The organism is Sphingobium mellinum (assembly GCF_037860795.1).
Taxonomy (GTDB): Bacteria; Pseudomonadota; Alphaproteobacteria; order Sphingomonadales; family Sphingomonadaceae; genus Sphingobium; species Sphingobium mellinum.
This window is the reverse complement of the sequence record NZ_JBANRK010000020.1, coordinates 45,984-56,284: the sequence shown is the minus strand read 5'-3', so window position 1 is coordinate 56,284 and position 10,301 is coordinate 45,984. Positions and strand designations below refer to the sequence as shown.

The window sequence follows — 10,301 nt, the reverse complement described above, 5'->3', positions numbered from 1 at the left end:
TCAAACGTGTGGCATAGCCATTGTTCCCATTATGTCCGCCAAATCGTTGTCTGGCGCACAAACCTTGAGGCGACGCCGACCCCACCAAGTGGCCTAGGGGGCGCCCACGACCAACTCGCGCTGAATGGCTGATGGCCCCTTTCCACAACGATGCCACTTAGCGCCATAAGGGCAGCGACCAGCAAACCTATCACCGCTCACCGCCCGCCGGGGAGCGTCCCCCGGCTCTGGCTTGGTGCGTTTCCTACATAATGCCGGGAAATCGCTCTAATCGGCGTCGAGCACCACTGTCTTGCTTTCAAGATAAGGGAGCAGTCCATCCACGCCGCCCTCGCGGCCGATGCCCGACTGCTTGAATCCGCCAAAACCAATTGTGGGGTCGGCGCGGAACCCATTATGTCCGACGCCGCCGGACAACAGTTTGCGGCTTACCGCATAAGCGCGGCTCCGGTCGTTTGTGAACACGGAAGCATTAAGGCCGAATACGCTGTCGTTGGCGATCCGGATCATCTCCTCCTCCCCGCGGGCGGGTATGACGCAGATCACCGGACCGAAAATCTCTTCGCGCGCGATGGTGAAGCTGTTATCGACCCGGCCAAATACGGTCGGCTCGATGTAGAAGCCGCGGTTGAGGTGAGCAGGGCGGCGACCGCCCGTTGCGAGTTGCGCGCCTTCCGCCTTGCCCTTGGCGATATAGTCTTCGACCCGGTCGCGTTGCCGGGCCATGGCCAGCGGACCCATGTCCGTCTGTGGATCATAGGGGTCGCCCACTCGAATTTTCTTGAAGGAAGCGCTCAGCGCCTCGACAAAATCATCGTGCCGGCTCTCCTCGACGATAACGCGGGTAAGCGCAGCGCAGACCTGCCCACTCATCACGCGGGTCGACTGGGAGATGCTCTCCGCCGCTGTCTGGATGTCATAGTCGTCCAGCACCAGCGCCGGCGACTTGCCCCCAAGTTCCAGAGTGTAGCGGGCGAGACGATCAGCACATATCGAGGCAATGCGCCGCCCGACGACGCTCGACCCCGTGAAGCTGATCTTGTCGACACCAGGGTTGCGGACCAGCGCTTCCGATGCCTGCCGGTCGGCGGTCACTACGTTGATCACGCCGGGGGGCAGCCCTATCGCCTCAGCAATCTCGGCGATAACATAGGCTGCGACCGGCGCTTCGGGGGAAGGCTTGATGACTACCGCGCAACCGGCCAGCAATGCCGGTGCCAGCTTGCAGGAGAGCAGGAACGGTGCGGCGTTCCAGGGGATGATTATGCCGACCACGCCAACGGGTTCACGGATCAGCAAGCCAACCCCGCCATCCTGGGCAGTGTGACGTTCGCTGAACGGGAATGTGTCAGCCAGATTGGCGTAGAATTCATATAGTGAAGGAAGAAAGGCGGCGGTCCCTTGCGCAATGGGTAAAGTGACGCCCATTTCGCTGGGCCACGCCTGCGCGATATCGTCGGCCCGCTCGGCCAACTTCGCGCTGAGGGCGCGCATGTAGCCTGCTCGCTCAGCGTGCGTAAGCCGAGGCCATGGCCCATTGTCGAACGCGTCCCGCGCGGCGGCTACGGCGCGATTGACGTCACTTTCCATTCCCTCTGCAACGCTCAGGAAGACGGTTTCAGTGGCCGGCGCAATCACGTCGATCATCGCGTCGCTGGAGGGCTCTACCCACTGGCCGCCTATGAAAAACTTGCCCGGATTGTGGATAATCCCATAACCATTGGGACTTGCCATGAAAATCTCCATTTGCAGGATTGAATAATGGGACAGCCTCCGGAATCTGCCTGGGCGGCACCGGCCGAAGGCTGAACCGAGTCACCACTCCGCGTGAACGGGATCATTCGGGTAGTTTTTGCCAACCACCGTATTCTGCGGGAAATTGAAAATGGTCTGAAAATCCTGTGCACCCTCCAGCTCATTGGCCCAGTCGAATATGCACATGCGGCGCAGAACCTTCCATTCCCCATTACGTCTTTCACAAAGGTCCCGGTAGCGCCCGCCAAGGAACTGCGTCTTTTTGCCGGGATGGCTCATCACGTACAGGAACGCGGATTCGCACTTTGCCTGGTCCCCGAGCAATTCGATCAGGACGTTGGAGCAGTGATGAAGAGCTGAATGACCCGTCTTTTTTTGGCCTTCATACGCCATTTCGCAAAACGCATGAGCATTCCCCACGAAAGCTCCATGGTTGTCGGTCCCATCCGGCCAATAGGTCGACTTCATAAGCTCAAGATCCTTCCGATCCTGTCCCCGGCAATATGTCATGAGGTTTTCATGAATCTTGTTCTTCTGAACAAGGTCATAGAGTTCTTTTGCGCTTTCGGTCGTGTCCATGGTCATCTCTTTTCTCCTAAATCGATCGGCGGAAAGCTGCCGCTTTTTGTTCGTGGCGCGGGAAAAATCAGGATCTGGCGGGCACGCTTTCCAGCATGATCGCTTCGACCTCCGCCTCGCACAGCCCCGCGTTCAGCAGCAGTTCGCGTGTATGTTCGCCAAGTATCGGAGCGCGCCGGGCTACCTTCCCCGGAGTATGCGTCATCTTGATCGGTACGCCTGCAATCGTTACCGGCGTGGTGCCAGGATTGTCGACATCAACCAGCATTTCACGGACCTTGAAATGCTCGTCGTCTAATATGGCCGCGATGTCCATCACAGGTCCGAAAGGTATCTTGCCGCCCAATCGCTTCATCAATTCGGCTTTCGTGAACTGGCGAGTGCGGGCGCTGATCAGTTCGATCAATATCGGGCGGTTCGCTTTCCTGGCCTCCCGACCCGAAAAGCGCGGGTCTGTAGCCAGCTCCGCGGCATCCAGTTGCTGGCAGAGCTTCGGGAAGAACACGTCTTGCTGGGCGGCGATGGTTATGAAGCCATCCTTGGCCGGAAACATCCCGAAGGGGCACAAAAAGGGATGGTGATTGCCTTCGGGGCCGGGCACCAGCCCCTGCACCGAATTCTGCCAGACCATACGTTCGCACACGGCGAGCACCGCGTCGGTCATGGCCACGTCGACAAACTGCCCCACCCCGGTCATTTTTGCATGGTAGATGGCGGACAGAACGCCAAAGCCCAGCATCATGCCGGGGATGATGTCACCGACTCCGGGGCCAATCTTGGTGGGTGTTTCCTGGTCCGGTCCGGTGATCGCCATGATGCCACCCATGGCCTGTGCCACGACGTCGAAGGCCGGCCAGTCCAGATATGGCGAAGCGCCGGTCCGGGCATCGCCAAAACCCCGGAGCGCGCCATAGACGAGACGAGGATTGATGTCGCGGAGCACTTCATAGCCCAGCCCCAGCCGCTCCATCACGCCGGCGCGGAAATTTTCCACCACCGCGTCCGAATCCCGCACCAGCAGCTTGAAGGCTTCGCGGCCCCGCTCGGTCTTGAGATCCAGGCAGATGCTGTATTTGTTGCGGTCGACGCTCTGGAAATAGCCCCCCAGCACACGCTGCGTATCATCGTCGCGAAAGGGACCGCTAGGCCGCGTCAGATCACCTGCGGGCGATTCGATCTTTATCACCGTGGCGCCATGATCCGCGAGAAGCATGGTGCCAAAGGGGCCGGCCAGCATTTGCGTCAGGTCGATGATCTTCATGCCCGACAAGGCGCCAAAGGGGGCTGCGTTATGCGTCAATTCCAGTCATCCCATCCAAATCAGTCGCGTGATTTCACGCCGCTGAACCTCAGTTTCTGATTGGGTCGAAGGAGGCGCGCAGCTGCCAGCATCTTTGGCCTATTTGCCTGAGAGGCAATGGAGAATGCGGGCGGACGCTATTTCATTACGATTGCAATGTCAGGCGCGGGTCGGAATCCGATGTTACCGCCCGATCGAAAACGTTCGCCGCATTCATGTCGGCTCCTGCCCGCCATTGCAGTTGTGATAGGCGAAGGGGCCTGTCCAAATTCTCTTGGCTTAACCCCCGCACATTGCCACGTAGAAGAAGGCCGGGGAGGTGCATCAGGCCTGGTTTGCCCGCGGTGAGCGTCGATGCAGGATGGTTCGGCCGCATGTGCGATTAAAACGATGAAAATAAAGTGCGGTTCTTCGCCGGGCCGTTCCTATAACTTCCGGAGACTATTAGTGACTTGGAATTTCTCAACCGACCCGGAGTTTCAGAAGGAGCTCGACTGGATCGATCAGTTTGTTCGCGAAGAAGTCGAGCCGCTCGATCTGGTTCTTGGCGCGCAGCATAATATCCACGATCCCCGCTTCGGAAAGTTGGTGCGGCCTTTGCAAAAGCGTGTGCAGGAACGTGGTCTCTGGGCGTGCCATCTGGGGCCGGAAATGGGCGGCAAGGGCTTCGGCCAGCTCAAGCTGGCGCTGATCAATGAAATGATCGGCCGCTCCCGCTTTGGCCCGATCGTTTTTGGCGCGCAGGCGCCTGATAGCGGCAATGCCGACGTGCTGGCCGAATATGGCACGCCCGAGCAGAAGAAGCGTTACCTTGAGCCGCTGCTGGCGAACGAGGTCGTGTCCTGTTTCGCGGTGACGGAGCCGCAGGGCGGCGCCGATCCCACCATGATCGAAATGACGGCCGTTCGCGATGGCGATGAATGGGTGCTAAACGGCCAGAAATGGTTCGCCAGCAGCGCGTCCTTCGCCAGCTTCTTCCTCGTCATGGCGGTGACTGACCCCGACGAGCGCCCGCATCGGCGCACGTCCATGTTCATCGTGCCGGCCGAGACGCCGGGGATTGAGGTGATCCGCGACTACGGCTTCTACGGTCATATTCCGACCCATGCCCATATGCAGTGGACGAATGTGCGGGTCCCGGCCGAAAATCTGCTCGGCAAGCAAGGCGACGGCTTCATCGTGGCCCAACAGCGGCTCGGCGGCGGCCGCATGCATCATGCGATGCGCACCATAGCTCTGGCGCAAAGCGCACTGGACAAGATGTGCGAGCGCGCCGTGTCGCGCAGCACCAAGGGCGAATTGCTGGGCAACAAGCAGCTGGTACAGGCACAGATCGCTGAATCATGGGCACAGCTTCGCCAGTTCCGCTTGCTGGTGCTGGAAACGGCGTGGCTGGCGGACAATGGCCATAGCTGGAAGGACCTGCGCAAGAATGTAGCTGCGGTGAAATTCCTGATGCCGCAGGTGCTGCACGACATCGCCTCGCGCGCGCTCCAGATACATGGTTCGCTTGGCCTCACCGATCAGTTGCCCTTCACCAGCATGATCATGACCTCCTATCATATGGGGCTGGCCGACGGGCCGACCGAAGTGCACAAGGTCACGGCTGCACGCGAACTGCTGAAGGAGGCGAAGCCGGCGAAGGGTCCTTTCCCCGACTATATGCTCTTCGAGAAGCAGGCCGCCGCCAATGCGAAATTCGAGGAAGCGCTGGAAGGCATCGACGCAAGGTGACTGTGCCGCCATCAGAGACTTCGGCAACCGGTGCTGACGGGGGCGTTCTCCCCGACGCGCCGACGGAAGAGTTGCTGGCCGCTCTTCTGGGCAGTCAGGCCGGGGGTGCCGTTACCGTCGAACAGATCCAGCCCCTCCCCGGTCATGCCGGGGTGGGGTTCAGCTTCTTCGCCGACGACGGCACGACACGACAAAAGCTGATCATCCGCACCATAGGACCGGGCGCCCCGTCCACAGGTCCATCCGATGTCGTCAGGCAGGCGCGGATCATGCAGTCGCTCGCGGGCAGCGGCGTGCCGGTTCCGCCGATCCTTTCGTTTGGCGGTCATGACTCGGCGCTGGGGCGGCCCTATTTCATTGCCGGGTTCGTGACTGGCGCCGCCATTCCCGCGCGCGCCGTGGATCAGACGCCCGCCCATGTCACGCTGGCGCGTCGCGGCGTCGAGGCCATGGCGCGGCTTCATGCCGTGCCCGTAGCCGGTCTGGAACCGATATGGGGAGAGGCGCAGGCGCCGGCCGCCGAATTTGCTCGCCTGTTCCGGCTGTTCGACCGGCCGACGATAGATCTGAACTGGGCCGGCCGGATCGCGCTGCTCCGCGACCGACTCCTCTCGACCATTCCAGACGAATTCCATACCGGCTGCGTCCATGGCGACATGCATTTCGGCAACATGATCTTCGGCCCTGATGATGTCCGTGCCGTGCTGGATTGGGAAATCGCGTTTCTGGGCTCGACGCTCCTCGACCTTGGCACCCTTGCCTTCTATGCCGACCCGGAAGCCGTATTGCCGGAGCATCGCTACCGTGCCGAGCGTTGGGTGCTGTCGCCGGAAGAAATGGTCGATACCTACCGGCACGCGGTTGGTCGTGCGATAGACGATAGCGCGATCATGTGGCATCGCGCCATGGCTGGCTACAGGTTCGCCGTGATAGCGCTGTTTAACGAAATGCTCCATCGGCGCGGCAAGAAGCATGATCCCATGTGGGCCGACCTCGTTCGTTCGGTGCCCGTCATGGTCGAGCGCAGCCTTGCAGTCCTGGATGCTGCCGTCGAGGTCTGATGGAGCCATTCATGCCGCCGCCAAAGCGGGTTCCATGCAGTGCACGCAGTTTGCATATGCAATGGAATTGGCGAGGGTGATCGACCAGTTGATTGTGCAGTTTGGCATGTGCAGTCTGCACGCCTTACAATGACGCGCGCTGACTTTCCGGCCCGTCGAGCAACCGATCGAGAGGATGGATCGACATGGACTTGGACCCTGCCACGCTTGGCATGATTGATGACGGATCGAAAATCGAGGTCAATATCAATCATGTCCAACCAGGACGCATGGAGGAGGCAATCGCTGCCTTTCAGGAAGCGTTCGCCGAATATAAGCCTGAAGGCTTCAAGATCATTTATGCGTGCGCCGATCTGGCGAACAATCGCCTGATCTGGATTCACAGATATGAGAAGGGCTTCGACCTCGCGAACCGCTTCTACCTCGGCAAATATCCCAAATTGCCCATGTGTCTGTGGGCAGGCTCCCGCTACGACGCGTTTGCCGCGTCGCCTGAAGAACAGCCAGCCTGATCTTGCGTTCCAGCCAGATCACCCGATGACATATTCAACTTGCCGAGGTTTACATGAGCAACAACTTCCCATCGCTTGAGGAACTCAAGGGCGGACCCACCGTCGAACTCAAGGTTTACGAGGTCAAGAAGGATGGCTGGCCGCATTTCCTGAGCCGTTGGAGGAAAATCGTCAAGCTCCGCCGGGCAGCCGGGTTCAAGGTAGAATTTGCTGTCGCGGATATCCCCGGACGCCGCTTCATATGGGCGGTCAGCCGCGATGACGACTTCGTCAGCCAGAATCTCGATTATCTCAACAGTCCCGATCGGATCGCGGCGAACACGATATCGGATTACATCGCCTCGTTCGAGATACCGCATGTCGTGACTATCCCGGTCGACTGAACTCTTTCCTGGAGCGGGGCAGCTGCCTGCCCCGCTCCAGGACGACGCCCGATCGGGATAGTCGGCGGCTGAGTGGAATATATTGTAACAACAGGGGCCGATGGAAAATGCATCAGCCCCTGTCGCCACCCCCTTATCAAGGACGTCGTTTCAGCAAGACCTTGCGATCGACCTGAGCGACAATCTCCTGTTTCTGATTCACGCCATAGTGACGGTAGAGAATGATGCCCGCGTCGGGCCGGTCGGAGTCCGACTTTTCCAGCACCTCGCTATAGGCATAGAGCGTATCGCCGTGGAATACGGATTTCGTCAGGCGGATATTGTCCAGGCCCAGTTCCGCAATCGCATTCTCGCAGCAGTCCTGTGCCGCCAGCCCCAGGACGATCGAGAAGTTCACCCCGCCATAGGACAGGACCTGTCCGAAAGGGGTGCGGGACATCTTGTCCTCGTTGAAATGCGCGTCCGCGCTGTTCATGACGAGGTTGGTGATCAGCACATTTTCCAGATTGGAAACCGTTTTGCCTCGCGCGTGGCGGATGACCGCTCCCACTTCGAAATCTTCGAAATAATTCTTGCCGCCAGTAAGGTGCGTATCAGTGTTCATTGATCATTTCCTTCCCGTCGGCGCACCAGATTTGATCGGCGGAAGCTGACCAGCAGATTGCCATCCTCGTCTCGGCCCTCGGTTTCCCACGTGACAATGCCGAAGGCGGGATTGCTGCCTGAAATCCGGGCCTCGACCGTGGTGCTGCTCGCGGTCAGCGTCACGCCCGGATAGGCGGGGCGGTGGTAGCGAAGGTCATAGACGCCCAGAAAGGGTCCACCTGCCTCGCTGCAATCTTCGACCGACAGGCCCAGCGCGACGTTGAAAACCAGTTGCGGGTTGAGCACGATGTCGGGGTGACCCTGCTGCTTCGCATAGGCCCTGTTGAAATAGAGCGGCACGAAGGACAGCGTGATGGTGCTGAAAAGCGTGTTATCGCTTTCCGATATCGTGCGGCCCCAATGATGGTCGAACTTCTGCCCAACGAAAAAGTCTTCGTAGAGATTGCCCTTCTTCCAAAGGACCGCCTTTTCTATGATCGCGTTTGACATGGATATATTCCGCTCCGGCGGCGTGTCATGCGCCGCGGCTTCTGGGTGAGGACTGATCGGCTCTGTCCCGAAGTCAGAGCTTGATCGTGATGCATTTCAGTTGCGTATAATGGTGCAGCGCCTCGACGCCTTTCTCGCGCCCGTAGCCGCTCTGCTTGTAGCCGCCGAGCGGCGTCTCGACGCCGCCGGCCAGATATTCGTTGATGTATATCTGTCCGGCTTCCAACTGCGAAGCGACACGATGCGCGCAGCCCAGGTCCCGGGTCCAGATTCCCGCGGCCAGGCCGTAATTGCTGTCATTGGCAATGCGAACCGCGTCCGCTTCATCCTTGAAAGGCAGCACGGTCAGGACCGGGCCGAAAATTTCCTCGGTCGCGATCCTCATGTCGGGTCTGGCGTTGGTGAATATGGCGGGGCGGACATATTGGCCACCACCGCTTTCGTCTGCGTCCAACGTCTGTCCGCCGGCGGCGAGTGTCGCCCCTTCCTCGACGCCCAGTGAAATATAGGACTGAACCTTTTCGAACTGGGCGGCGGTCGTTATCGCGCCCACATAAGCGTCCGGCTGCGGACCGACCTTCAGTGCCTCCACCGCCGCGACCAGCCGCGCGACAAACACGTCATGGATCGATTCCTCGACGAGCAGCCGCGTCCCGGCGAGACAGACCTGGCCCGCATTCACGCTGAACGCCCTGACGGCGCCTGACACGGCAGCGTCCAGATCGGCATTGGCGAACACGATGTTGGCCGATTTGCCGCCCAGTTCCAGCGTGAGCGGAATGATACGTTCTGCGGCGATCTTCCCGATCTCCATTCCAGCCCGCACGCTGCCGGTGAAGGCGACCTTGCGCACCAGCGGATGGCCAACCAGCGCCGCGCCAGCCTCTTTTCCAAGCCCCTGCACGACATTCACGACCCCGGCCGGCAGTCCGCACTCCTCGACGGCGACGCGCGCCAGCATGGCGAGCGATCCGGGCGTTTCTTCCGACGGCTTGGCGACCACCACATTGCCGCTGGCCAGCGCCGGCGCGATGGCGCGCGCAGCCTGCTGCAGCGGAGCGTTCCAGGGCAGGATCACGCCAACGACGCCGAAGGGCTCGCGCAACGTGTAGGAATGATAGGCCGGGCCAAGATCGATGATCTCGCCATGGCCGATGCTGACCAGGCCGGCGTAGAACTCGAAATATTTGGCGACGCTCTCGATCTCGATCGGCGACTGCCACGCCGGCTTGCCGGTTTCGAGTCCTTCGATTTCAGCGAAACGGTCGACCTGTTCCCGCAATTTTGCCGCGATCGCATTCAGGATGCGTCCGCGCGCCATGGGATGCTGGTTGCGCCAGGCGGGAAAGGCCTGCGACGCATGCCGCACGGCCCGGTCGACGTCCGCGGCAGAGCCGACAGCGACTTCGCCGATCTTCTGACCTGACGAGGGCGAGAATTTGTCTATGAAACGACCGGTATCCGGCTCGATATCCTGCCCGATGAAATGGAGATGCCGGAACATCATGTCTCCTGATCTGCTTATGCCGGCCAACATGCCGGTTTTTCTTTTGGCCTTGCAGTATCGCACTGCCGCCAAGGGACACAGTCCTTGATCGGTGATCGTTGATAATGGCCGGATTGGCAATCTTGGTTCTGGCAAAGCGCCGCAAATTTCATCCATAATATGGCGGCTGTCGGTCTGGCGCGCCGGCAACTTCATGAGCAAATACATGCCGGTGATCCCCGATGTCCCTCACGCAGCAGTATGGGCGTGATCGGACTCAATGCACCTGTAATAGCTTCAGGCGGCACGCTTGCCTTGACCCTGGCGTCGTAGCAGTCATCGCAGGCAGTGATTGTAGATAAGCGGCCCGCCGCCGCAATGGGAAAGGAATTGAAG

10 protein-coding genes are annotated in these 10,301 nt (G+C 60.0%); 4 read left to right on the top strand and 6 right to left on the bottom strand.

From position 1 onward, the window contains the following. Positions 1 to 267 precede the first annotated feature (267 nt). The 3 genes from AAC640_RS15935 to AAC640_RS15925 form a co-directional block, all read right to left on the bottom strand. Complete coding sequence (locus AAC640_RS15935; protein ID WP_340268021.1) at positions 268 to 1,734, bottom strand: aldehyde dehydrogenase; 1,467 nt, start codon at positions 1,732 to 1,734, stop codon at positions 268 to 270. Positions 1,735 to 1,815: 81 nt separating this feature from the next. Continuing rightward, complete coding sequence (locus tag AAC640_RS15930; protein WP_340268019.1) at positions 1,816 to 2,334, bottom strand: nuclear transport factor 2 family protein; 519 nt, start codon at positions 2,332 to 2,334, stop codon at positions 1,816 to 1,818. Positions 2,335 to 2,401: 67 nt separating this feature from the next. Beyond that, positions 2,402 to 3,634 carry a CaiB/BaiF CoA transferase family protein gene (locus AAC640_RS15925; protein ID WP_340268017.1) on the bottom strand — a complete coding sequence of 411 codons (1,233 nt, stop codon included), beginning with the start codon at positions 3,632 to 3,634 and terminating at the stop codon, positions 2,402 to 2,404. Positions 3,635 to 4,081: 447 nt separating this feature from the next. Between AAC640_RS15925 and AAC640_RS15920 the strand changes: the two genes are divergently transcribed. From AAC640_RS15920 to AAC640_RS15905, 4 genes are all read left to right on the top strand, one after another. Further along, on the top strand, positions 4,082 to 5,368 hold the full coding sequence (locus AAC640_RS15920; protein ID WP_340268015.1) for an acyl-CoA dehydrogenase family protein: 1,287 nt from the start codon (positions 4,082 to 4,084) through the stop codon (positions 5,366 to 5,368). Next, a complete protein-coding gene (locus AAC640_RS15915; RefSeq protein ID WP_340268013.1) occupies positions 5,365 to 6,429 on the top strand; it encodes a phosphotransferase family protein in 1,065 nt (354 codons plus the stop codon). Before AAC640_RS15920 ends, AAC640_RS15915 begins: the two co-directional genes overlap by 4 nt. A 185-nt stretch (positions 6,430 to 6,614) precedes the next feature. Next, positions 6,615 to 6,941, top strand: coding sequence for a hypothetical protein (locus AAC640_RS15910; protein WP_340268011.1), 327 nt, complete (start codon positions 6,615 to 6,617; stop codon positions 6,939 to 6,941). A 53-nt stretch (positions 6,942 to 6,994) separates the two neighbouring features. Then, the gene (locus tag AAC640_RS15905; protein WP_340268009.1) at positions 6,995 to 7,324 is read left to right on the top strand and encodes a hypothetical protein; all 330 of its coding nucleotides are present in this window, start codon (positions 6,995 to 6,997) and stop codon (positions 7,322 to 7,324) included. A 136-nt stretch (positions 7,325 to 7,460) separates the two neighbouring features. Here the strand turns inward: AAC640_RS15905 and AAC640_RS15900 are convergent, their stop codons facing one another. The 3 genes from AAC640_RS15900 to AAC640_RS15890 form a co-directional block, all read right to left on the bottom strand. Beyond that, positions 7,461 to 7,928 (bottom strand): MaoC family dehydratase, encoded by a 468-nt coding sequence (locus AAC640_RS15900; protein WP_340268007.1) that lies wholly within the window; start codon positions 7,926 to 7,928, stop codon positions 7,461 to 7,463. Beyond that, on the bottom strand, positions 7,925 to 8,419 hold the full coding sequence (locus AAC640_RS15895; RefSeq protein ID WP_340268006.1) for a MaoC family dehydratase: 495 nt from the start codon (positions 8,417 to 8,419) through the stop codon (positions 7,925 to 7,927). The genes AAC640_RS15900 and AAC640_RS15895 overlap by 4 nt, the downstream gene beginning before the upstream one ends. 73 nt (positions 8,420 to 8,492) lie before the next feature. Further along, complete coding sequence (locus tag AAC640_RS15890) at positions 8,493 to 9,923, bottom strand: aldehyde dehydrogenase family protein (RefSeq protein WP_340268004.1); 1,431 nt, start codon at positions 9,921 to 9,923, stop codon at positions 8,493 to 8,495. Between the last annotated feature and the right edge of the window lie 378 nt (positions 9,924 to 10,301).